This is a genomic window from Wolbachia endosymbiont of Ctenocephalides felis wCfeT (assembly GCF_012277295.1).
GTDB lineage: Bacteria > Pseudomonadota > Alphaproteobacteria > Rickettsiales > Anaplasmataceae > Wolbachia.
Genome location: NZ_CP051156.1, coordinates 348244 through 372809, shown reverse-complemented (window position 1 = coordinate 372809; position 24566 = coordinate 348244). Strand labels below are relative to the sequence as shown.

The 24566-nt window shown below is 34.9% G+C and carries 24 protein-coding genes, 1 other RNA gene and 1 pseudogene; 13 read left to right on the top strand and 13 right to left on the bottom strand.

Going from position 1 to position 24566, the window contains the following annotated elements:
- Nucleotides 1-9: 9 nt before the first annotated feature.
- Nucleotides 10-1192, bottom strand: a pseudogene (locus HF197_RS01825) (phage portal protein).
- A gap of 317 nt (nt 1193-1509) precedes the next feature.
- On the opposite strand from HF197_RS01825, the gene HF197_RS01820 reads away from it, so the two are divergent.
- From HF197_RS01820 to HF197_RS01800, 5 genes are all read left to right on the top strand, one after another.
- Complete coding sequence (locus tag HF197_RS01820) at nt 1510-1869, top strand: hypothetical protein (protein ID WP_168464048.1); 360 nt, start codon at nt 1510-1512, stop codon at nt 1867-1869.
- A 216-nt stretch (nt 1870-2085) separates the two neighbouring features.
- Entirely contained in the window at nt 2086-3435 is a 1350-nt protein-coding gene (locus HF197_RS01815) for an IS110 family RNA-guided transposase (RefSeq protein WP_168464853.1), read from the top strand.
- On the top strand, nt 3419-4831 hold the full coding sequence (locus HF197_RS01810) for a hypothetical protein (RefSeq protein ID WP_168464047.1): 1413 nt from the start codon (nt 3419-3421) through the stop codon (nt 4829-4831). Before HF197_RS01815 ends, HF197_RS01810 begins: the two co-directional genes overlap by 17 nt.
- Nucleotides 4801-5520, top strand: coding sequence for a hypothetical protein (locus HF197_RS01805; protein WP_168464046.1), 720 nt, complete (start codon nt 4801-4803; stop codon nt 5518-5520). Before HF197_RS01810 ends, HF197_RS01805 begins: the two co-directional genes overlap by 31 nt.
- 179 nt (nt 5521-5699) lie before the next feature.
- The gene (locus tag HF197_RS01800) at nt 5700-6116 is read left to right on the top strand and encodes a hypothetical protein (protein WP_168464045.1); all 417 of its coding nucleotides are present in this window, start codon (nt 5700-5702) and stop codon (nt 6114-6116) included.
- On the opposite strand, the gene HF197_RS01795 is transcribed toward HF197_RS01800, so the two are convergent.
- Together HF197_RS01795 and HF197_RS01790 are read right to left on the bottom strand one after the other, a co-directional pair.
- Complete coding sequence (locus HF197_RS01795; RefSeq protein WP_168464044.1) at nt 6109-6612, bottom strand: Na+/H+ antiporter subunit E; 504 nt, start codon at nt 6610-6612, stop codon at nt 6109-6111. The genes HF197_RS01800 and HF197_RS01795 overlap by 8 nt on opposite strands.
- A gap of 15 nt (nt 6613-6627) precedes the next feature.
- Nucleotides 6628-7920 (bottom strand): APC family permease, encoded by a 1293-nt coding sequence (locus tag HF197_RS01790; protein WP_168464043.1) that lies wholly within the window; start codon nt 7918-7920, stop codon nt 6628-6630.
- Between the two features lie 131 nt (nt 7921-8051).
- On the opposite strand from HF197_RS01790, the gene HF197_RS01785 reads away from it, so the two are divergent.
- Complete coding sequence (locus tag HF197_RS01785; RefSeq protein ID WP_168464042.1) at nt 8052-8372, top strand: WD_0736 family protein; 321 nt, start codon at nt 8052-8054, stop codon at nt 8370-8372.
- A gap of 4 nt (nt 8373-8376) precedes the next feature.
- On the opposite strand, the gene HF197_RS01780 is transcribed toward HF197_RS01785, so the two are convergent.
- From HF197_RS01780 to def, 4 genes are all read right to left on the bottom strand, one after another.
- Nucleotides 8377-9648 (bottom strand): M16 family metallopeptidase, encoded by a 1272-nt coding sequence (locus tag HF197_RS01780; protein WP_168464041.1) that lies wholly within the window; start codon nt 9646-9648, stop codon nt 8377-8379.
- 10 nt (nt 9649-9658) lie between these two features.
- On the bottom strand, nt 9659-10267 hold the full coding sequence (locus HF197_RS01775; RefSeq protein ID WP_168464040.1) for a superoxide dismutase: 609 nt from the start codon (nt 10265-10267) through the stop codon (nt 9659-9661).
- A 90-nt stretch (nt 10268-10357) separates the two neighbouring features.
- Nucleotides 10358-11200, bottom strand: a complete 843-nt coding sequence (locus HF197_RS01770) for a uracil-DNA glycosylase (protein ID WP_168464039.1) — start codon at nt 11198-11200, stop codon at nt 10358-10360.
- Entirely contained in the window at nt 11190-11723 is a 534-nt protein-coding gene (gene def / locus HF197_RS01765) for a peptide deformylase (protein ID WP_168464038.1), read from the bottom strand. The genes HF197_RS01770 and def overlap by 11 nt, the downstream gene beginning before the upstream one ends.
- Before the next feature lie 147 nt (nt 11724-11870).
- Here def and ftsA point away from each other — a divergent pair, with 147 nt between their 5' ends.
- Both ftsA and HF197_RS01755 read left to right on the top strand, forming a co-directional pair.
- A complete protein-coding gene (gene ftsA, locus HF197_RS01760) occupies nt 11871-13109 on the top strand; it encodes a cell division protein FtsA (RefSeq protein WP_168464037.1) in 1239 nt (412 codons plus the stop codon).
- A 101-nt stretch (nt 13110-13210) separates the two neighbouring features.
- Nucleotides 13211-14356, top strand: coding sequence for a cysteine desulfurase family protein (locus HF197_RS01755; protein WP_168464036.1), 1146 nt, complete (start codon nt 13211-13213; stop codon nt 14354-14356).
- On the opposite strand, the gene dapD is transcribed toward HF197_RS01755, so the two are convergent.
- Nucleotides 14325-15143 (bottom strand): 2,3,4,5-tetrahydropyridine-2,6-dicarboxylate N-succinyltransferase, encoded by an 819-nt coding sequence (gene dapD, locus HF197_RS01750; RefSeq protein ID WP_168464035.1) that lies wholly within the window; start codon nt 15141-15143, stop codon nt 14325-14327. The two genes, HF197_RS01755 and dapD, sit on opposite strands and share 32 nt — an antisense overlap.
- A 46-nt stretch (nt 15144-15189) precedes the next feature.
- Here dapD and HF197_RS01745 point away from each other — a divergent pair, with 46 nt between their 5' ends.
- On the top strand, nt 15190-15609 hold the full coding sequence (locus HF197_RS01745) for a zinc-ribbon domain-containing protein (RefSeq protein ID WP_168464034.1): 420 nt from the start codon (nt 15190-15192) through the stop codon (nt 15607-15609).
- Between the two features lie 3 nt (nt 15610-15612).
- Nucleotides 15613-16191 (top strand): dephospho-CoA kinase, encoded by a 579-nt coding sequence (coaE, locus tag HF197_RS01740; RefSeq protein WP_168464033.1) that lies wholly within the window; start codon nt 15613-15615, stop codon nt 16189-16191.
- Here coaE and plsY read toward each other — a convergent pair.
- The 3 genes from plsY to HF197_RS01725 all read right to left on the bottom strand — a co-directional run bounded on the left by plsY (nt 16183) and on the right by HF197_RS01725 (nt 19659).
- Nucleotides 16183-16767 carry a glycerol-3-phosphate 1-O-acyltransferase PlsY gene (gene plsY, locus HF197_RS01735; RefSeq protein WP_168464032.1) on the bottom strand — a complete coding sequence of 195 codons (585 nt, stop codon included), beginning with the start codon at nt 16765-16767 and terminating at the stop codon, nt 16183-16185. The genes coaE and plsY overlap by 9 nt on opposite strands.
- Before the next feature lie 108 nt (nt 16768-16875).
- Nucleotides 16876-18339, bottom strand: a complete 1464-nt coding sequence (locus HF197_RS01730) for an alanine/glycine:cation symporter family protein (protein ID WP_168464031.1) — start codon at nt 18337-18339, stop codon at nt 16876-16878.
- Nucleotides 18340-19659, bottom strand: coding sequence for an alanine/glycine:cation symporter family protein (locus tag HF197_RS01725; RefSeq protein WP_168464030.1), 1320 nt, complete (start codon nt 19657-19659; stop codon nt 18340-18342). It lies immediately after the preceding gene.
- A gap of 175 nt (nt 19660-19834) precedes the next feature.
- On the opposite strand from HF197_RS01725, the gene ssrS reads away from it, so the two are divergent.
- The 3 genes from ssrS (at nt 19835) to HF197_RS01710 (ending at nt 21184) form a co-directional block, all read left to right on the top strand.
- Nucleotides 19835-19996, top strand: a non-coding RNA gene (ssrS, locus tag HF197_RS01720) — 6S RNA.
- Between the two features lie 21 nt (nt 19997-20017).
- A complete protein-coding gene (locus HF197_RS01715) occupies nt 20018-20461 on the top strand; it encodes a type II toxin-antitoxin system RatA family toxin (RefSeq protein ID WP_168464029.1) in 444 nt (147 codons plus the stop codon).
- 54 nt (nt 20462-20515) lie between these two features.
- Entirely contained in the window at nt 20516-21184 is a 669-nt protein-coding gene (locus tag HF197_RS01710) for a thioredoxin domain-containing protein (RefSeq protein WP_168464028.1), read from the top strand.
- Nucleotides 21185-21196: 12 nt separating this feature from the next.
- Here the strand turns inward: HF197_RS01710 and dapE are convergent, their stop codons facing one another.
- Together dapE and dnaK are read right to left on the bottom strand one after the other, a co-directional pair.
- Entirely contained in the window at nt 21197-22399 is a 1203-nt protein-coding gene (dapE, locus tag HF197_RS01705) for a succinyl-diaminopimelate desuccinylase (RefSeq protein ID WP_168464027.1), read from the bottom strand.
- 167 nt (nt 22400-22566) lie between these two features.
- Complete coding sequence (dnaK, locus tag HF197_RS01700; protein WP_168464026.1) at nt 22567-24477, bottom strand: molecular chaperone DnaK; 1911 nt, start codon at nt 24475-24477, stop codon at nt 22567-22569.
- Nucleotides 24478-24566 lie beyond the last annotated feature (89 nt).

Sequence of the window (24566 nt, the reverse complement as noted above, 5' to 3'; positions counted from 1 at the left end):
ATTGTGACGCTACAAATCCAACCCATCACCACCTGGCAGTGGTGGTAGGCCGAAGGCTTCTCTTTTTTCGTTGAGTGTCATAAAGCTTGCATTTTCTACGTATTTCCACATTTTTTGCCTTTTCTCCATGAGAATTTCTATTGCATCTTTATCATATGATAAACACAAATCCTTACCAAATTTTGGTACCAGCCAAGAGTTTAAGTGGCAGACTATGTTTTCCAGAGCTGGCAAAACTGTTTGCTCCCAGAGTGATAGGCGGCGCTTCAACTAAATTGCTGTAAGTGTTATCACCTGGTATGCCAAGCAATTGTGGCGGCACCCCAAATGCTAAGGCAATGTCGCGAGCTGAGCTATATTTGGACTCAATGAAATCCATATCTCTTGGTGATAAACTCATTTCTTTCCATTCAAGCCCTCCCTCCAGCAATATTGGTTTTCCAGCATTTTCTGGACCTGAATAGTAACAATCTATCTGATCTTTTATGCGTTGGTATTGCGTTTGAGTTAAAGTTCCACCGCTGCCATCTTTTGCAGGCTTCACAACTATTGCACCACTTGGCCTGGCTCCATTTTGCAACATTGCCTGGTTCCAAGCACCAGATTGATTATGCTGATCTATACTATACGAAGCCGCCTCAATTGGTGACAGCCCATACCAATCATTTAAAGGGTTAAAAGTCTTTAGATGTAGCACCGCTGAGCGTCCAGTGAATTTATCAACTTTAAAATCATAACTGTTGTTATTGACAGTATAGCGATACATATAAGGAATGTTATTTTTCCCAGGAATAATTTCAACTCGGTCAGGACGTAGAAGATAAAGCTCTCTGGGCAGATTCTGCGATTCAATTATTAGTATATAAGCATTACCACTTATCAATCGATAAGTCACAATACCCTCTATAAATTCTGATTTTGATGTTATTGGATTGGGAGCAGAAAGTAACTTTAATAATGGATGGATCTTCAGTTGTGATTTTCCCTGATCAGTGAACCGGCAGAGAATAAAAGGCACTGAAGCTACAGCACTTGCAACCATGTTAATCGCACGAAAAGCAATAACATTTTTAATATAGCCTTCCTCAGCGAAACTTACATAATCTCGCCTACTCCAGCTTGGCTCCATCATCAGCTGTAAAGCGGAATACTTATTAAATGCTTTTTTCTCTTTAAAAATATTGAAATTCATATATGCCTCCTAGTTATTTAATAATGAAAGGACCTTTGTCCCGTTGTATTTAGTTGTAGATCTTGAGATATAGCTTTCGAAGGGAATTATCCCTTGCCATCCTATAACTTGATTATAGGACCCAGTCAACTGGATTATAGCTCTCTACGCGCCGGGTAGATTTTTTACTCACCCTATAGAATTATATCAAGATTTTATACTATTACTACTAAATAAATTTGCATTATCCAGATTTATCTGCAATTTAGTTAATTTTTTAGTATTTTTATTTAAAATTATTAGTATAATATTAGTATATTAATAATTTTGGTAAGGAAATGATTAGTGCTGCTGATAAGAAAAAATTTGAAGAATTAAATAGATTAGTGAGTGGACGTCAATGCCGAATAGAACAACTAAGAGAAGAGCTCGAAAGATTTCCTCCTAAGATTCAAGAGCAATATTATAATGAAACGGTAGAAAATAAGCCTGCAACAGCTATGTCTCGCTTATTGCATGCAGCAAAAAAAGATAAAGCTATTGAAAAATTTGAAAAGCTGCTTAAGGAAAAAAGAGATCGTGCATTTGATACACTAGCTTGTGTTTATAATGAATCTACTGATTTATTTAAAACACTGTTTAGCACCGAACAGAAAAATCTGTCAAATCAGGAAAAAACTCCCAATTTAAGTTTTTAGTAGTTTTTAAGTATAATTATAGGAAGCGCTTCTGCAGTTATAACCGTAATCTTCACTGGTGCCATAAGTGCCCGTCGTTTAGCGTGGTTTTGGAGGAACGGTCAGATCATTGATGGAGTCTTTTAGACTACCTCGGTTAGGAGATTGTATTATCAACCGCCCCAAGCTGAAGCGCTTTACTTATTATAAATTATAGGAGCTATCATGAAAAAAGCCATGAAAAAAGCAAAAAAAAGTAAATTAGAAGTAATGAACCCTAACGCAGCAGGAATAGACATTGGTTCAGCTGTACATTATGTATGTGTGCCAGAGGGAAGAGATGAGCAACGTATACAAAAATTTAGCTGCTTTACAGAAGACCTTCATAATATAGCAAAGTGGTTAAAGAAGTGCAAAGTTACTACAATAGCTATGGAATCAACAGGAGTGTACTGGATTCCTTTGTTCCAAGTACTTGAAACATATGGACTTGAGGTAAAGCTGGCAAATGCAAGACATGTAAAAAATGTGCCAGGAAGAAAGTCAGATGTCCAGGATTGCCAATGGCTTCAACAGCTACATAGTTATGGATTGATTCAAGGATCATTTAGGCCAGATGATCAAATGTGTGTATTACGTGGTTATGTTCGGCAACGTAAAAACCTAATTGAAAATGCATCTACACATATCAATCGTATGCAAAAGGCATTAATACAAATGAATATCCAATTACATAAAGTTATAAGCGATATTACTGGTGTTACAGGAATGCAAATTATTAAAGCAATAGTAGAAGGTGAAAGGAATCCTGAAAAATTAGCTGAATTTAGAAGTGTGAATATGAAGAATGATAAGGCTACTATAGCAAAAGCATTAACAGGCGATTATAGAGAAGAACATTTGTTTGTATTAAAGCAAGAATATGAAACATATAATTTTTTTCAAGAGAAAATAATTGAATGTGATAAAAGTATAGAAAATTATTATAAAACATTGGAAACGAAGTCTGATGAAAGTAAAGAGTTAGGTAGGGAAAAAAATAAGTCTAGAAGAGGCAGACCAAACTTCACTTTGCGTGAAGAATTGTATCGGGTAACTGGTACAGATTTTACCAAAATTCCTGGATTTGATGTGTTAACTGTGCAAACTATTATTTCAGAGGTTGGTATTGATCATAGTAAATGGCGATCAGAAAAGCATTTTACCTCATGGTTGGGACTCAGCCCTGGTAATAAGATTACAGGGGAAAAAGTATTAGGAACAAAAACTCGTAAAGTTATTAACCGCGCTACAAATGCTTTTAGAATGGCTGCTTATTCTGTGGGAGGTAGTAAGAGTGCATTAGGTGCGTATTGTAGGAAATTAAAAAAACGACTAGGACCAATAAAAGCAATTACTGCGACGGCAAGAAAATTAGCATGTATCTTTTATCAAATGTTGAAATACGGGCAGGAGTATGTGGAAAAAGGGATGGAATATTATGAAACATGTTATAAAGAGAGAGTTGTAAAAAACTTGGTCAAGAAGGCACGGGAACTTGGTTATATCTTGATTCAACAAGAAGAACTAATTGAGGGAGTTTCTTAGGAGTATATTAGATACTCAACAGGAGGAAGGTTTTGAAAAATACTTAGAGAAGAAAAAAGAAAGAGGAGAAGTTCAGGCTCAGCATATTCTAAAACGTTATTGTTACTTATATGTTAAAAAATTAAATAAGTTAATAAAAGATAAAATAAAAGAATTTAGAGAAGAATTCAATAAACTGAGCGATTATCAAAAAGAGCGGTATATCAGTCTAACGGTAGAAAATGAGCATGCCAAAGCTATGTGTTATATACTAGATGAAATGGATGAAGATGAGGCGATTAAAACATTTAAAGAGCTGTTTGATCATTATGAAAAGTTTGCATCTGATACACTATATACTGCTGCTGATCGGAAACTGCCTTTATGGCGCACGCTGCTTAATAATTTAGATACTCAACAAAAGAAAGTTTGTAAAAAATACTCAGAGAAAAAAAATACAAAAGGAGCAAAGAAAATTCTAAAGCACCTTTCCCAAAATAATAAAAGTAGTAAGGAAATGCCCAATAATGTTATAGTTGAAGAATTAAATGAATTAGTGAGTGGAAGCCAAAAAGACAAATTCCAAGAAAAATTCAAAAAACTTCCTAGAGAGCTTAAAGACCACTATTACAATAAAACGGTAGAAAGTAAGAATGTTAAAACTATGTCTTACATACTAGAAACGAAAGGCTACAAAATACTCAGTAACTTACTTCACAATAATAATAAAGAGTTCACATTTGATGCACTTTATCGTGTGAGCCTTAAATCTACTGTATCTAAAACGCTGCTTACTCAGTTAGATATTCAGCAGAAGGAAGGTTTTAGAAAATACTTAGAAGAGAAAATAAAAAAAGGGATAATTGGGGCTAAGAGTATTCTAGAGCATTATTTTTACCCAAGTGATAAAAATAGTAAAGTTAACAAAGATTTTGAAAAATTAAATAAATTAGCGAACGCAAGCAAAACAACAAAGCACAAAGAAGAATTCACAAAAGAATTTAATATGCTTAACAATAATGACCAAATGAAGTATATTGACCTAACGGTAGCAAACCAACGTGTCACGGCTATGTTTTACATACTAAATGCAAGTGCCGAATCGTTTATCAGTGTGTTTCAGAGTGATAAAGAGTTTGCATGTAATGTGCTAAATGCTGTTGCTGATAATAGTTCTACTTTATTTACAGAACTGCTTGGTAAATTAGATTCTCAACAAAATAAAGATTATGTGGAATATTTACATGAGAAATTTACAAAAGGAATACTCAAGAATCGGCGTGCTCTAAAGTATTACTTAAATAATAAAAGCAATTTAGAAGAACCATTAGAGAAAGAAGAGGCTTTACCACAACCTAAGGGAACTCTGTTGGCAGTTATATTGAGTTGGACTCTGGTTTATCTGGCTCACCGCTAAGCAGTGCTTCACTAGAAGAAGAACCATTAGAGCAAGAGGAGGTAGATAATATAATTTATTACGAATCAGACCATGAAGACCTACCTAAAATCGTTGGCAGTTATATTGAGTTGGACTCTGGTTTACCTGGCTCACCGTTAAGCGGTGCTTCACTATCAGAGGAGCCATTAGAATCAGAAGAAGAGATAGATAATATTATTAATTATCACGAATTAGACCATAAAGACCTATCTAAAACTGCTGACAGTTGTGATGAGCTAGATCCTGGTTTACCTGGCTCATCGTCAACTTGTGCTTTATCACAACCTACGGAACCTTCTGGTGATTGGGAAGATCTGGACCCTACTTTATTAGACTTACCGTTAGACGATGACTCACTAGTAGACGAAGCCTCACTAGCAGAAGGACTATTAGAACTAGAAGATGAGCTAAATTTAAACACCTTTTGCGGTATTTCACCAGAAGATATGGAAGAGATAGTTGATAAATCACCTATTATATTACAACCATTAAACGATGATGAGCAAGATATTCACCTTCCAGAATCAGGGGAATTTAATATAAAAGAATATTTAGTAGATGAAACAGACGTAGAAGAAATAGCACCAGAACCAGTCGCAAAGCGCCAGCGTATTGAAGAAGATCTCAAAATAGAGCAAGCAGCAGCAAAGCGTCAGCGTACTGTATAAGGAATTAACCATTTATTAATATATATTATTAATAAATTAACTAAAATAGTTAATTTCCATAATATTGTATGATTTTCAAGATATATACTATTAATAGTATATATTTTCATGATCATGTTATCAATTCCTTAACGAAATATTAGTATAATTTGTTCACTGGATTAAATGGAGAAAGTTGAATGAGCAAATTACCAAATAACGCAAAAGTAAGCAAATCTCAGGTTACTCAGTGGGAGGTAATAAAAAATTGTGAATATGCTGACAATTGCTTGTCAAAAATAGTAACTCTGTATGTTATAAAAATGACTCAGTTATCGGATTTTTATAAAAATGATGAACCTGAAATTAGCACGATTCTAGCAAAAGTAAGTGTAACAAGCGAAAATGTGTTTTTAAACAAGGCTACTACTATTGAAGTTATGGAAGATATTTTTCCATATAAATTTAATAGTAGAAAGAAAAACAATATAGCAAGATTGGAAGATTTTTACAACTATCTATGCTCTGTTGTTGACAATAGTCTTCCAAAAGAAATGCTTGAAAGTCTTGTAAGAGAATATAAAGATGCTGTTAGCTTATTTAAAGCAATCACTTAAATGTTTTTAAGACTTGGTTTTCTACTTCGGAAATGCCGCTCTCAAGACTTTTATTTATTATGCATATGGTAGATAAATATGTTTTTTCAACATTGACCGTGAGAGTTCCAGGGGTAATGGTGATTGAATTGGCAAATAATGCGATACTTCGATCATTATGCCCCTTGCATTTCTTTTGAATGACTATTGGCTCAAGTTTAAGTTTAAATTGTAGCACTTGTTTTGCTACATAAATACTTGATAGAATGATTTGGTACATTAGCCACGGTATATAAATAATTAGCCTCCAAAACGACAACTTTTTCTTACTATTTAAAATTTTATTTAGGGATTTTTCAGCATTTACTAGCCTTCTAAAGATAAATAATGTCAATATTGATGAGGATATTCCACATAAAATAAAGAATGGCTCAAAATAACCAGATAATATAATCCATAGAGCAAATAAAATTAAGAAATATAAAGAAAAAAATCTGATCTCTTGCTTAAAGTTCATAATCTACTAAAATTTTCATACACTATAGCTGAAGTTTTTAATATTTATTCTGCGATACCAAAATAGATAAATAGGTATGCCACTTGCGGTAAATAAGCTGGAAATCAATAAGGTACCAATAGAAGTTTCAAATATTATCCAGCAGCAAAAGGCTGTTGCTACTCCGCCAATTAAAAGTTTGTAATAATTCTTATCTTGCGTAGCCACTTTAAGAAAAGCAAAGCTGCATGCAAGATACACAAATAAAAATGATATCACAGAAAAGTCAATAATTGATGTAATCTGGCTAGCAAAGTTATTGCTTGAAGTGAGGATAAGTAAAATTGCAGTGCCAATTGAGCTGATTGTTATACCCCAAAAAGGTGAATCATGCTTGTTTCTTCTAGCAAAGAATTGTGGCATAAGCTTTTCCTCAGCAAGACCAAGAGCCACTTGCCCGCTTGCTAATACCCATGCATTTAAACTGCCAATGCAGACAATAAATGCAACAACAGAAACAATTAAGTGCCAATTACCTGGGAACATAATTTTTATTGCATCAACATATGGAGCTTTTGAATGAGCTAAGTCATTACCGTTTATTAATCCCATAATTGAGAAGCTATTAATAAAATATATGATAGCAACACAAATTGTACCAAGCACTATGGCTCTTGGTATAGTTTTGCCTGGATTATTAACAGATCCGGCCGGTGCTGTTGCTGATTCAAGTCCAATAAAACACCACATGGTAAGTAACGTAGAGCGAGCAAGAATTTGGGAAGTTGCAAGGCTTGATATCTCTTCACTTGTCACAAAATTATTCCTATTGAAGAAGAACAATGCTGTAATAGGTATAGCAAGCAATGCTGTAATTTTAAAGATCATTAGCAATAACTCAACAGATCCAGCAGTGGTTGCTCCCCTTAAATTTATTAATGTAATGACTGTAAATAATAATATCTCTAAAAATAAACGTACGTTTTGAATATCACCAGGAAAAAGTGGCGTAATATAGCCAATACTTGCAACTATCACAGCCGTTGTGCTGACCCATGAGATTACCCAATATGTCCAACCAACAAAAAAAGCTGCTGTTGGACCAAAAGCATGCTTTACATAAACATGAGGGCCACCGGTTTCTGGAAATTTTGCACAAAGCAAGGCAAAAACCAAAGCCAGCGATATTGCACCACATCCAGATATTATCCAACTGAAAGCGCTATAAACACCATATGGAGCAAGGCTGATCGGCAGCATAAAAATTCCAGAGCCAATTTGACTGCTAATCACTAAGGCAAAAATAGCCAGGAATCCTATTTTATTCATTTCTAACTTTTATCTGAATTAGTTAAGGTTATAGCATAAGCTTGGAGATTTCAATACTTACATCAAGTGCAAAAGTTTGACGATACATGATAATGTTGGTATGATGTAACTATAATTTGTGTGAGGCATTTATGGTTAGTTGTAATAGAGAAAAACATCAGTGGGCATTTTGCGCTTCAGCTGTTGGTTTATTAATAGGGTTATCATTTATTGCTATTGGAGCTACAGCATGTTCTGTATTTGCTTTGGTTGTAGGAGGGGTTTTAACTTTTTTGTCTATGATGCAAGCAGTGGAAAGCTACTCGTTCCTACAAAAGGATGAAAAGCCTGCAAAAAAACTTTTCAATCATATCAGAGATAATGCTTGTGGGGAACCGCCAAGTAAACTCTTCATTGAAAGAGTTTTTGATCCATTTTGTGACATTTACAACAAACTCCAGCAATCAGCATAATTTGCTAAGATTTAAGCATAGAAACCAATTTATCATAACCTGGTAATGAACCAATCTCTCCAATTGCAGCTAAAGTGGTTTTTTTATGTTGAGAAAGCAACTCTTCTGCTGCTTTTTTTACATCACTAACACCCACAGCACCAATTTTTTCTATTAATTCATCTTTGCTGATGTATCTATCATAATTACCATAATAGTGGCCGAGTGTTTCAGCACGAGAGCTAACACTTTCACGGGACATTAAAACTTGGGATTTTATCCTTTCCTTAACTCTGTTTACTTCTTCTTCCTTTAAGTCATTTGTAGATAATTTCTTTAATTCTGCTGTCACTGATCTCAAAAGCTTGTCTAAATTGCTGTTGTCTGTACCAGCAAAAATAGAAAACACTCCTGTATCAGCATAGCTGGAATTAAATGAATACACAGAATAAGCAAGCCCTTGCTTTTCTCTGATCTCTTGAAATAAACGTGACGACATTCCGCTTCCTAGTATTGCATCTAGCACTTGAAATGCATAATACCTATCATCATAGCGAGACACACTAGGTAGGCCGATTAGCAGGTGTACTTGATCAAGTTTGCGGTGCTCCAAATATTCACCACCGGTGTAGGCTGCATTTTGTTTTTGCTTCAATTCTTCAGAGTGAATTTTTGATAAACAGTCCTTAGCTAACGCAACAACTTCCTCATGTTCAATATTTCCTGCAACAGCAAGCAACATATTTTTACCAAAGTAGTGCTCATTTATATAATCATTTAGATTTTCCCTAGTGAATGACTTGACTGTATCTTGCGTCCCTAAAATTGATCTACCAAACGGCTGCTCTTTATAAGCCGCTTCAAAATATTTATCGAAAATGATATCACTTGGTGAGTCATTAGTCTGAAAAATTTCTTGTATCACAACACCTTTTTCGCGCTCTAGTTCATCTTCTGGGAATGTAGAATTCATCAATATATCTATTAATATATCAATACCAGTTTTTATATCCTTCTTGAGAACTTTTGCATAGTAAGTAGTGCTTTCTCTACCAGTGCAAGCATTAAATACTCCACCTATGTCATCAAAAGCTTTTGCAATTTCAAATGCAGTTCTGGTTTTCGTACCTTTGAAAGCCATGTGTTCTAAAAAATGAGATATTCCGTTTTGATTTGCATTTTCAGCTCTACTGCCAACACCAACCCGTATGCTCATAGCCACAGAATCAACATCACGAACTCGCTCAGTTATAATACGTAAACCGTTATCTAGTGTTGTTACCTCAGGTATGCTCATTATTATAATGTTATGTGTTATTTTTCAAATTCTCTTCCGCAAAATCCCAATTGATTAAGTGATCAAGAAAAACTTTTATATAGTCAACTCTGCGGTTTTGGCAATCAAGATAATACGCATGCTCCCAAACATCCATAGTGAGCAGTGGCACTTGACCATGCGTTAATGGTAAATCCGCATTCGGAGTTTTAGTAATTTTCAACTTGCCTTTTTCAAGCACTAGCCACACCCAGCCACTGCCAAATTGACCAATTCCATTATTGGAAAATTCTTCATAAAATTTATCAAATCCACCAATATCATCCTTGACTTTTTTTGCTAGAAGGCTACCTTCTTCCGGCTTACCACCACCATTTTTTTTCATTGAGTTCCAATAAAATGTATGATTCCAAACCTGTGCTGCATTGTTAAATATTGGAACTTTACTGCTATCGCCATGAACTTCTGTTATCACCTCATCGATTTCCATATTTTTATAATCTGTATTTTCAACCAACTCGTTGAGTTTAGTTAAATATCCCTTATGATGCTTGTCATAATGAAAATCTAAAGTTTTTGCGGATATGTAAGGCTCTAAAGCTGCTTTATCATATGGCAATTCAGGTAAAGTAAAACTCACAACAAACTCCTTGTCCTACTATCTATTGGAATAGTATGGCAATATGTGCTTTTATGCAATATATAAATTGTTGGCTTCCTTAGAAGAAGCCTATTGAGTTATGCTGTTGTCAACATACTCCCTAATCTTCTTTAAATCTTCCCAGGCTAATCTTTTTTGCATTGGCTGACGAAGAAGATAAGCTGGGTGGAATATAGCGGCTGTAGTAATTGGATTGGATAAATATCGATTAGTGTAAGTATAAAATCTACCACGCAGAGTAGATATAGTCTTTGTATTATCAAGTAGGCTATAGCACGCAATTCCACCAACTAAAACTAAAATTTGTGGTGAAACAAGTGCAATATGCTTCTCCACAAAAGGTCTGCATATATCAAGCTCTAAATCAGTTGGCTTTCTATTGCCAGGTGGTCGCCAAAATACAGTATTACTTATGTAAACTTTAGTGCGATCAAGATTAATTGCATTGAGCATCTTATCAAGCAGCATTCCACTTGCACCACAAAATGGTATTCCTTGAGCATCTTCGTTAGCCCCTGGTGCTTCACCAACAAGCATAATTTTCGCATTCGGGTTGCCATCAGAAAACACAGTATTTGTTGCGGTTTTTTTTATTTCACAGCCTTCAAACGATTTAACTATATCCCTTAGTTCATCTATGGTACTACACTGGCTTACAAGTTTTCTTGCTTCAATGATCCATTCACTTGGAAAGAAGTCTTTAGGCTCTTTTGTGTCATTCCAGTGCTTAACACTGGAATCCATTGTCTCTTCTTGATTTACAGGTACAAATTTGCTGGATCCCAGTGTCAGGCTACTCGGACGACACCCTTGTTCGTACGCAACTTTTTTTTCCTCTTCACCCTCTGTAAGTGTGCAATCAACGCCAACTTCACTATAGAATTTCAGTATTTCCAGATCCTCATTGCTCATAATGCTTTTTAACCTTCTGTGCTTTTTTCATGGCCATATCATACTTCAATTTAGACAGATGTCTAATGTATAATATGCCATTTAAGTGATCTAGTTCATGCTGAATACATCTTGCAAGCCAGCCACTAGCCTTTAGAGTATGTTCTTCACTATTTATATCTTGATATTTTACCGTCAAATATCTTGGACGCTCTATTTCATAACTTTGTTCTGGAATTGAAAGACACCCCTCCTTCATAATCACCTTTTCATCTGATAGCTCTGTAATCTCAGGGTTAATCATGCAAAACTTACCTGTTGATTCATATCCTGCTAGCTCATCTTTTTCTGACTGAATATCCATAACAAACACTCTCTCCATCGCTCCAACTTGCACTGCAGCTAAACCAAGACCATCCGCTTTATACATAGTTTGGAACATGTTATTTACTAATTCTTTAACTTTATCGTTTATATCTGTTATTTCATTGGCACGTGTAATTAATCTTTCATCAGGAGCGATTACAATTGGTAATGCAGGCATAAAAATTATAATTATATATTTGATAATTATATGTTTTCACTTCTCCATTTGTCCATAGCTTAAAAAGTGTTGTTGTATTTTTATAATAGAAATATAAATTATTAAGAGGGCTACAATTAAAATGAAGTTGTATAATAAGGTTAATGGATGTACTCTGCAGTAATAGTAAAGCCAAAGAGAAATGTTTTTGCCATTTTAGATATAGGCACAACAAAGATCATTTGCCTAATTGTTAAGATAGGTGGTAATTTTAGCTGCAAGGTAACAGGTATAGGTTACAAGATTGCAGAAGGTATCAGTGGCGGGTCAATTACTAACGTAAAGCAGGCAAATTATTCAATCTCATCAACTATAGGTTTAGCTGAACAAGTGTCAGGGGAAACAATAGATCAAATATATATAAGCGTCGCTGGGTGTGGTATCTCATCTTTTAATGTTCATAACGAAATTATTGCAGCCAACCATGAAATTTCTGATCGAGACATAAAACGTGTAGTCTTTCAAACGTTTGAAAAATACATTGAAGAGAACGTCATTGTTCACAATATACCACTGAAATATCACTTGGATGATATGGCTGATATAGCGGAAGTAAGGGGATTATATGGCAAAAGGTTATCCGTTGATGTCAATGTAGTAACTGCTTCGCGCCCTGCACTGACCAATATTGAAAATTGTATAGCTAATAACAGTGGATTAAGTATGGCAGGCTGCATTGCTTCTTCCTGCTCTGCGGGGTTTGCATGCTTAAGCTACGATGAAAAAGAGCTTGGAACTGCTATTATCGATATAGGTGGAGGATGTACTGCAATTGGAATTTTCAAAAGAGGAAAGCTGGTCTATGCAAACAGTATTCCAATTGGTGGTATTCATATCACCCGAGACATTGCTTATGGGCTATGTACAAGCATAGAATACTCAGAGCGTGTAAAGATATTATATGGTAGCACTATCATCACTTCAATAGATGAACATGAGCATATTACAGTGCAAAGCAATGAGAATGATGATTCTACTCAAGTGCTTAAATCTGAGCTTATTAATATAATAAGACCAAGGATTGAGGAAATACTTGAAATGGTAAGAGATCAACTTAAAGAACAAAAAGATCCAATTAATAAGGTAGTAATTACAGGTGGAACAAGCCAGCTTGCAGGCATGAAAGAAATTGCAGGTTATGTGTTAAATAAGCAAGTACGTATTGGATGTCCTGAATCTATCAGCGGTCTTGATGGTGAATATGATAAAAATCCAGTATTTTCCGCTGCTATAGGCTCTATCAAGCTAATAGTTGACACTTTCTATAAAAATCATTCTGGCATGTTAGGACAAGATGGTAAAATCAGTAAATTGTACCACTGGGTAAAATCGAAAGTTACAGTTTAGATGTAGCTAATTCATAAGTAAATTATAGAAGAAAGCAGTTATTGATAAGATTGATAAATTTACCATATAATATAGTCAAATTGCCTGTAAACCCCAGATCTATGGAAAATAACGATCATATATATGCCGATTACAATTCAACAACTCCAATTAGCGAAAATGTAAAAAAAAGCATAATTGAAGTTTTATCAAAACAAGCACTTAATCCATCATCACTGCATAAGAAAGGACAGGAAGCAAGGAAAATTCTTCAAGATGCAAGAGATAATGTACGTAGATTTATTGTTGTCCAAAATGATAAAGAAGTAGTTTTCACATCTGGTGCAACTGAAGCAAATAATCTAGTAATGAAAGGAATAAAAGGCTATCAGCATATAATTTCAGCAATAGAGCATCCTTCAATTATTAATTCTGCATGTAACGCCCACATAATACCAGTTAATCAAGATGGAGTTATTAATCTTATAGAATTGGAAAAAATCTTAACAAAGTTCAAGGAAGATAGAATGCTAGTTTCGGTAATTATGGCCAACAACGAAACTGGTGTCATTCAGCCACTTAAGGAAATAGCTGAATTAGCCCACAAATTTGGAGCAATTTGTCACACTGATGCCGCTCAATGTGTCGGAAAGATTGAGGTTAATATGGAAGACTTGAAAGTTGATTTACTTACTCTATCAGCTCACAAGTTCGGTGGTATTGCAGGTAGTGGAGTTTTAATCTTTGATAAAAAACTTGCAATAGAACCTATTATAACAGGTGGTGGTCAAGAAAAAGGATTGCGTGGCGGCACAGAAAATATTGTGGCAATTGCCGCTCTTTCTGCTGCTTTACAAGACATTCCTGACCTTATATCAAAAACAAACGAAATAAAGGTATTGCGTGATCAATTGGAGCATGAGTTATTAAATTTTACTAACGAGGTAAAAATTTTTGGTCAAAGCTCTAATAGACTGCCAAACACTAGCTTTATTTATATGCCTGGAGTAAAGAGTGATGTGCAACTCATGCATTTTGATTTAAATAATATTGCAGTTAGCATTGGCTCTGCATGCTCCTCTGGAAAAGTAGAACCTTCTCATGTATTACTTGCAATGGGAGCAACAAAAGAACAGGCAGAATGCTCGATTAGAGTTAGTATAGGCACAAAAACAAAGGAACAAGACATTAAAAAGATAGTAAATTGTTGGTGTGATCTTTACAGAACAAACAAGGTCAGCAATACTCTCTCAATATCTCATTTATAGAGGTTTTTGACCTTGTTTTTTCATCCACTTTTTTTACTATAACCGCACAGTTAAGAGAAATATTATTCTTTGATGGCATAGATCCTGGTACTACTACAGAATAAGGTGGTACTTTGCCGTAGAATATCTCTCTTGTTTCTCTATCAACAATCTTTGTTGATGCTCCAATAAACACTCCCATACCGAGAACTGATCCTTCTTTTACTATAACACCTTCAGCTACCTCACTACGCGCTCCAATAAAGCAATTATCTTCTATAATAACAGGAGAGTCATGAATCGGTTCTAAAACCCCGCCTATTCCCACTCCACCAGAAATATGACAATTCTTTCCTATTTGTGCACAGCTACCAATGGTTGACCAGGTATCTATCATTGTTCCTGAGTCAATATATGCACCAACATTTATAAAACTTGGCATAAGAACAACGTTTTCATCTATGTAGGCAGACTGACGGACAAAACACCCAGGAACTGCTCTGATTTTTGACTGACGAAATCTTTCTTCACTCCATCCATCAAACTTATTTTTGATCTTATCAAACCACCCATCCAACATTTTGCTTTCTTCGGTAAAAAAGTGTAATAATATTGCCTGCTTTATCCATGTATTCGTTATCCACTCTCCACTTGACAGCTTTTCTGCTACTCTAATTTTACCACTGTCAAGCAGCTCTATTACTTTTCCAACTGTTACTTTTGCCGCTTTTTTTATACTACAATTACTTAATTTATCTTTACTATTCCAGATATCTTCTATATCGTCCTGTATTGATTTTAGTTGCATATTTCTTGTTATAATATTAAACTGTAGCTCTATATCACTTTATACGATGAAAATACAATGTAATAACTGTGCTAAGATATACCTAATATCTCCAGGTCAGATAGGTGAGTCTGGAAAAAAGGTAAAGTGCACAAACTGCAATAATACATGGTACGAGTATCCAAGAAAAGCGGAAAATTCCCATAAAGTGGAAGAAAAAAAAACTAACAACAAAAGTTTTGTGCAAAGCGTAGTGTTTACTACTCTGGTTTTTACAGTAATAACAGGGTTATGTGTTATTATTGCTAATGATTTCTTTCCTAGAGAAATTAATAAAATGTACAGAACGATTGGTGCATATAAAGATTCAATAGGATATAAACTTGGATACAGGAAAGAAAAAACCGATAATCAGAACGTAAAGAAGCTTGCTGCAAATAAGTTTTATCAGGATTATCTCTTCTTATCTAAATTGAAATCTAGTTAAAACGTGATAATAGGTTTTACAGGTGGAATTGCAGTGGGGAAGAGCTTTGTAGCCAATTACTTTAAAAAATTTGGTGCTGCCATATTTGATGCTGATTCTGTTGTACATCAACTCTACAAGGAAGACACAAGATTAATAAGCTACGCGGAAGAAAATTTCCCTGAAGCAGTGGTAAATAATGAAATAGATAGGATAGCTCTATCTAAGTATTTCTTAGCACATGATGAGAATTGGATAAAGTTCCAGTCTTTGGTGCATTCTATCGTTTCACATAAGCTAGAACTCTTTATTGACAAAGAGAAAAACGACAATAAAAAACTCTTGGTTTTAGATATTCCGCTTTTATTGGAAGCAAAGCTTGATTCGTACTGCGACTTGATTATTTTTGTTCATGCAGATGATGCTGTGCAACAGCGAAGACTTAGTGAGCGCAATATTGACAAAGAAAAACTAGACTTAATTCTTAATACTCAGCTATCCATCGAAAAAAAAAGAGAGCGAAGTAATTTTACCATCGATACCAGTGTAAGCAAAGAACACGTTCTTTCTCAAGTAAAAGAGATAGTTAACATGCTAACGTGAAAACTTATGTTCTTTACCATGTATAAGGTTAGCAATATTTTTATGGTGCTTCAAAAAAATTAGTATTGCTAAAATTGATAGAGCTAAGAATGAATCCCTTTGAAGAAATAAGGATGATATAGCAGCCATTGTAATTGCAGTTAATGAAGCCAGAGAGGAATATCGAAAGGTAAAGAATATTACCAGCCAAGTAAATATGAACACTAATGTTACAGGTACATTAAATGCTATCAGCACTCCTAGGGTTGTTGCAACTCCTTTACCTCCACTGAATTTTAGCCATATAGGAAACATGTGGCCTAAAACTGCTAAAATAGCAGATGCATATATGTACAAATTATCACCATTACATTTAAAAAACTGTTGTGCAATATAAACTGCAATAAACCCTTTAAAGGAATCCAGCAATAGCGCTAAAGCAGCAAGCGCTTTATTCCCTGTTCTTGCAACATTTGTAGCGCCGATATTTCCCGACCCCACTTCTCTTAAATTTATACCTTTTATCTTTGCGATAATTAAACTAAACGGTATTGAGCCTAATATGTAGGATAATATAAGAATTACATATTTTTCCATTATATACACATCCTTGGTGTCATTTTAGTGGGAGTTGTCATCCGAGCGCCCCCCCTTTGCTATCCCAGTGTCAAGCACTGGAATGACACCATTGTATAGCTACACACTCTAATTAACCCTGTTATCTTTCAGCCTTCCTAGGTAGCACTTAACTTCATTGTGGATTTTATTGCTAAACAATATAAGTGCTGTCATGTTAATCAGAGCTAAACAAGAGAATAAAGTTCCCCCTATATTTGAAATAGTCATTATATCCCTAGATAAACCTGAGAAAAATGCTACAACCACTACCGCCATGCGATATAATACAACACTTTTTGCACCAAATAAATATAACCATCCCATTTCACAGCAATACACAAATGAAATTACTGAAGAAAATGCGAACAAAGGTGCTGCGATTGTTAAAAGTATAGGAAACCAAGGAGAGACTGTCTCAAATGCCTTTTGGGTAATTAATATTCCCTCACCAGAGCTCGTTTGATATGCACCAGTGATGACTATTGTTATTCCCGTTAAACAGCAAATTAACATAGTATCAAAGCACGGCTCTATCATAGCAACAAGCCCAGTTCTTACTGGTTCTTTATCTTTAACAGCCGCGTGTGTAATTGCAGCAGAACCAACACCGGCTTCACTAGCAAAAATTGCTCTCTTAATTCCCGCAACAAACGCACCTACCACTCCTCCACCAACAGCATCGAAATCTATCATGCTAGAAAATAATATCTTAAACGCATTACCAAAGTTATGAATGTTGAAAATAATAATTGTAATACAACTAAGAATGTATATAAGTGACATGATTGGTACTAATGCAGAAGACACTACTGCTATTCTTTTAATTCCTCCAATAATCACTAAAGCAAGCAATGCAGAGATTATTGCAGAAAGAAACCAAGGGTGGCTATCTACCCAATCTGAATGACCAGATAAGATTGAAACCATTTGATTAGTTTGAAATGCTACACTTCCACCAAGGCCCGACAATATAAAAAACACCGCATAAACTGCAGCCAAAACAATACCAAGTTTTTTTAACCCAAACTCTTCCAAGCCGTTTCTTATATATTGAAAAGGACCACTAAATAATTGCTCCCGACCCTCCGTTCTGTGCCTAAATGCTAATGTTACCTCGGCAAATTTTGCTGACATACCAAAAAAGCCTGTGATCATCATCCATGGAACTGCTCCTGGCCCTCCCATGGAAACTGCAATTGCAACACCTGCAACAGTTCCAAGGCCCACTGTGCTGGAAAGAGCAGTTATAAACGCCTGAAAATGTGTGATGTGACCATCGTGATGATCTGTGTCATATTTGCCACATAAAATAGCAAATGCATGCTTCAACATTCTGATGTTGAGAAATTTAAAACGGATAGTTAAAAATACATAACCAAATGCTAGCAGAAGTATTATAAATGGTATGTGAAAAACCTTGAAAAACAGTACTTCATCCATGAAAGTACTTACCCCGTTTAATACCACATCACAACTTTCACAAAAATCTGTAGCATACACGTTATTAAAAAATAGACAAAATAACACTATATAAAGCAATCTATAAATCATTTAGCACCTTTTAGAACTGTAAAAAGAATCTATCGCACTTAAGATTTTTCCCCTCAGTAAATATATTGCAACAGCATTTGGAATCATTAGACACATAAATAAACTGTCACCTAAACAAGATATAAACTCTATATTTTTTGACATGCAGCTAACATACACTGAAACAACTATAAAAATTTGAAATAATATCAGTACTTTTTTACTATCAAATAAGTACAGCAAAGCAACTTCACAGTAGTAACAATAAGCAATTATTGTTGAAAATGCAAAGGAAAACATTATTAGCGGAAAAACAGATTTGCTAAACAATGGCAAAGCTGTTGAAAATATTGAACTGATTAAGGTAATATCACCAACATTTTCAGTATTATGCATACCAGTGATTATTATTACTATACCAGTCAAAAATGAGATTAATATTGTATCTATAAACGGTGCAATCATTGCAACACAACCAACTTTAATTGGATCTTTCTCTTTGACAGCTGAGTGTGCTATAGCTGCTGTTCCAGTGCCTGCTTCATTAGCAAATACTGACCTTCTCACCCCGGCTATTAACCCGCTCAATATCCCTCCGCTTATAGCTGATTTATTGAAAATATCTTGGAATATTATCGATAAAGCATTCATCAAATTACTTCCATTCAAACAAATTACATATATGCACATGGCTATGTATAATATTATCATAACTGGAGCTAACCCTGTTGATACAAAAGCAATACGTTTTATTCCTCCAAGAATTACTATTAGAACAAGCAGTGATATAATAATAGATGCGTTGTATTCAAAAAGGCTGCTTGATAATGCTGCTATTTGATTTGCTTGAAATGGTATGCCACCCAAAATCATAGCAATTAGAAGCATAACAGCATATATAAATGCAAGGACTTTGCCAGTTTTTACAAATCCAATTTTTGCGATCCCGTGTTTCATGTAATAAAAAGCTCCGCCAGTTGTACTTTTGGCGCGATAGGTAAATGCAAGCACTACTTCAGCAAACTTTATTGACATACCAAGTATTCCAGTTACTATCATCCAAAAAATTGCACTGGGCCCCCCTATTGTTATGGCAATTGCAACTCCAGATATTGTCCCAAGACCAACTGTTCCCAAGATAACCGTTGCAAATGCTTGAATGTGAGTAATTATGCCACTATGACCATTGCATTTTAGGTTAAGTAGTGTCTTTATTCCATATTTGAACAGCCGAAAGTTAATAAACTTAAACCGAATTGTACAGAAAACCCCAGTTGCAATTACCCAAATTATTATGAAAGGAATATTGAATATCTTTACATATAATAATGAGTTTAACACAACTAAGGACTTTAAATCTTAATACTACTTATAAAACGGAAATAGTCTAATAATTTCCTTTTCACTTCTAGTCCGTTGTGCAATACTGCATAAACAGAGATCTAATTATATTTGCTAAAAGTGGTATACAAGAATAGCTATAGACATCTGCTGTAAAAATTAGCTATAATCTAGTGGGGGTCTGTTTTATGCGTTATGAGTTAAGTCAAATTTCCCGAGCGATAATTTCTAGTCAAGGGAATCGCCTCTGTCATTTTTGTTGAAATTGATACGTGATGCCCACCTTAACTTCAGGTCTCAGGAATCTACTAAGGCTAACGGTAGATACGGATCCTCCTCTTTTAATTAATCTAAATTTATGCTCAATAAATATAGAGAGGAAGGTATTTTTCTCTGTTCTCCTCAAGAGGCTTTTCAAATTGTAATTGATGTCGAAAAATATCCTGATTTTGTTCCTTGGTGCAAAGCAGTTTACATAAAAGAAAAGACAAATAATAAAATGATTGTTGATTTGCTCGCATCTTTCCATGGAATTAAAGGAAGTTACACTTCAGAAGTAACTTACTTGCCTCCAAGTGAAACAAGTGAAGGCTGGATCAAAGCTATATCATCAAATGGAATATTTAAGCACCTCTATAACAAATGGCAGTTTATTCCTATAGATGCAAATAACACTATGGTAAAATTTTACATAGAATTTGAGTTTAAATCTCGCTCATTTTCAACGCTGCTAAATTCAGTGTATAAATATACGCAGAGTAAAATAATCGCTGCGTTTAAAGATAGAGCCACTAAGCCTTGACACTATAGGTGAAAATACATAAATTTTTTAGTAAGTTAAGTATTTATTATTGTAATGATTTTTAGACTATTGCTTTTATTGATTTTCGTTAGCGTGAACGCTAATGCAGTTAATACTAAAGCAAAAATTGCTGAAGTTACATCAGAAGAGCTACTATCACCACTACCTGGTGACAAATTGTTAGGTGATCCAAAAGCACCAATTTTAATGATAGAATATGCTTCACTAACTTGCTATCACTGCTCTCTCTTTCATAAAGATATCTTTCCTCACCTGAAAAGGAAATATATAGATACAGGTAAAATGTTATATATATTTAGGCACTTTCCTTTGGATTATCGAGCACTGAAGGCCGCAATGTTAAGTTATTGCTATGAAAAGCAGGAGGATTATTTTAATTTCAATAAAGCTGTTTTTAACTCTATAGAATCATGGAATTATTCTAATCTCAGTGATTTGACAGTATTGCAAAGAGTTGCTGCTTTAAGCAACTTAAAGCAAAGTGCATTTAATCAATGTATTAATGATAAAGATATAATGGATAAAATCATAAATGATAAATCACTGGCAATTAATAAATTGGGCATTACGGCTACTCCTATCTTTTTTATCAAACCTAACGATGGTAGGTCATATAACAACATTAAACATGAAGGTTACAGAAAGCTAAGATACTTCACTAATGTGATAGATGAATTATATAAAAGAACCTCTCTTCTGTAAAGAAAGTAAATGTTAGTAAAGTGTTTGCAAAGGGCTACCAGTAATTATATTGATCTGATTTAGTACTTTATTGGCAGGAGTGAAATAATTTTCTATAAATTCTTTATATATAGCTGTTAATTTGTTTATATCATTTACTAATATACTCTCATTTACCTGATGTGCAGTTTTATTGACCATACCAAACTCAATTACCGGACAGACATCTTTTATAAATGCAGCATCGGATGTACCACCACTTGTACTAAGCACAGCATCAATATTAGTCTCTTTGTGTATTGCATCAATCATGATATCAATATTTCGATCTGGAGTAGATAAGAAAACATCCCTACTATTCTTCATAGAAAGCTTATAATCATCAGTAACACTAGAACATATTTCATTAATAAGTTCACACAAATCATCAGGTGTTTGTATGTTATTATAGCGAATATTGAAGCGTGCACTTGCCGAACCAGGTATTAGATTATCAGTACTATTTCCAACATCAACAGTGGTAACTTCACAATTTGAAGGTTGGAAGTGCTCATTACCATTATCAAAGGTAGTGTTTTTTATCTTATCTAATATTGTTATCATTTTATCTATAGGATTATCAGCCAGGTCTGGGTAAGCAACGTGCCCTTGCTTTCCGTAGCATATTAATTCAAATGTTGCAGAACCACGTCTGCCTATTTTTATGGTATCACCTAATCTCTTATTGCTGGTTGGTTCAGCAACTACACAATAATCTATCTTTTTGTGTTTACTTTCCATCCATTCTAAAACAGCTTTTGTGCCATATTCTTCTGTACTTTCTTCAGCACTTGTAATCAATGCACTCATTGAACCATTAAATTCGAATTTCTCTGCAACTAGATTCACCATAGCAGCAATAAATGCAGCCACTCCACTTTTCATGTCAGCCGCTCCTCTTCCATATAGCATTCCGTCTCGAATGTCTGGCTTAAATGGATTGGATATCCAATCTTCTAATCGACCTGGTGACACAACATCAACATGTCCAGCAAAACATAAGTTTGGCACTCCATTTACATATTTCGCATAGAGATTTTTAACCTTGGTGCCATTATCACCAAACTCCAAGACTTGACAATCAAAGCCACCTTTTGTGAGAATTTTTGCTATGTATTCTATTGCTCCACCATCTCTTGGTGTTATACTCTCAAAGGAGATAAGTTCCTTTGTTAGCTTTACAGGGTCAATTTTCATGTTAATTTTGAGATAACATTACTCTATTGTAAACATTCTATGGATTATTTAAAACAAATATTATTCCCGCTAAAGGAGAAAGCGACAACAGCAAGGTAAAAATCGATGAAAATAGGTAATAATAAGCAAGAAAAGCCTTTCGTAGTTTATAAAAACATTAGGCTTCTCTATTTATTATCTTCTTTACTGTCTATATCTTGATAATCAGAATCTACCACCTTTTCCTTATCATCTGCTGCTGTAGAGCTTTCTTCTGTTTGTTGTTGCTGAGATTCTTTATACATAGCTTCCCCAAGCTTCATAGACACCTGAGATAAGTTATTAACCTTTTGCTGTATTGAATCGGTATCATCAAGATTATCAGATTGACTAGCTTCCTTCAGTTCATTTAATGCATTTTCAATTGCAGATTTATCATCTTCTGGAACTTTATCGCCATATTCTTTCAAAGATTTTTCTGTAGAGTGAACTAAACTATCAGCTTGGTTCTTCACTTCAATGAATTTTTTACGCTTATCATCTTCTTGTGATTTTTCCTCAGCTTCCTTCACCATACGATTGATTTCTTCATCAGATAATCCGCCTGAAGATTGGATACGTATTTTTTGTTCCTTTCCAGTGGCTTTATCTTTTGCAGAAACATGTACTATTCCATTTGCATCTATATCAAATGTTACTTCAATCTGCGGCACTTCACGTGGAGCGGGAGGTATCCCCTCCAGACTAAACTGGCCAAGCAGCTTATTGTCAACAGCCATCTTTCTTTCACCTTGATGAACTTTTATAGTTACGGCTGTTTGACTGTCTTCTGCTGTTGAAAATACCTGAGATTTTTTAGTAGGAATTGTAGTGTTACGCTCGATAAGCGGGGTAAACACTCCACCTAATGTTTCAATACCAAGAGAAAGTGGTGTTACATCAAGTAATAATACATCTCTCACATCACCTTGAATTATACCAGCTTGGATCGCAGCTCCAATTGCTACTACTTCATCAGGATTTACTCCTCTGTGTGGATCTTTGCCAAAGAACTCCTTAACTTTTTCTATTACTTTTGGCATACGAGTCATACCGCCAACAAGTACTACTTCACCAATCTTATCTGCTGATAAACCAGCATCTGCAAGAGCTTTTTTGCAAGGGGCCATAGTTCTTTCAATCAGATCATTTACTAAACTTTCAAGTTTTGCCCTTGTTAATTTAATGTTTAAGTGCTTTGGACCACTCGCATCAGCTGTAATGAATGGCAGATTTATCTCAGTTTCCATTGCACTTGATAATTCAATTTTTGCCTTTTCAGCAGCTTCTTTGATCCTTTGCATTGCCATTGGATCATTTTTCAGATCTATTCCACTACTTTTCTTGAATTCATCAAGAAGATGGTTCATTACTGCGTTATCAAAGTCTTCACCACCAAGATGAGTGTCTCCATTCGTAGCTTTTACTTCAAACACTCCATCACCTATTTCAAGTATTGAAACGTCAAACGTACCACCTCCAAGGTCATACACTACTATTGTGTGCCCGTGCTTCTTATCAAGACCATAAGCAAGTGCTGCAGCCGTTGGCTCATTTACTATTCTGAGCACATTTAATCCAGCAATTTTTCCTGCATCTTTTGTTGCTTGACGTTGAGAGTCATTAAAATATGCCGGTACTGTTATCACAGCATCCTTTACTTCTTCACCAAGGTAAGCTTCTGCTGCTTCTTTCATATTTTGTAGTATAAATGCACCAATTTGGCTAGGAGAGTATTCTTTATTGTCGCTAGTTTTGACCCATGCATCACCACTTTTCGCTGCAAATACTTTGTATGGTACATTCAGATTTTTCATTTCAGGATCGCTATTTTTACGTCCTATCAATCTCTTGGTAGCAAAGAAAGTGTTACTTGCATTGGTAGTGGCTTGCCTTTTTGCTGGAGAGCCAATCAACCTTTCGCCTGATGAAGTGAACGCAACTATAGATGGAGTTGTTCTTGCTCCTTCTTTATTTTCTATTACTTTGGTATCTTTACCCTGCATTATTGCAACGCAAGAGTTTGTTGTCCCAAGATCTATACCTATTGCTCTTCCCATAACGAATACTCCCTTATGAATGTTATCTAATATGAAAATATATAAGTATTGAGCTTGTTAATTACAAGACCCTTTAGGAAAAGTTACAC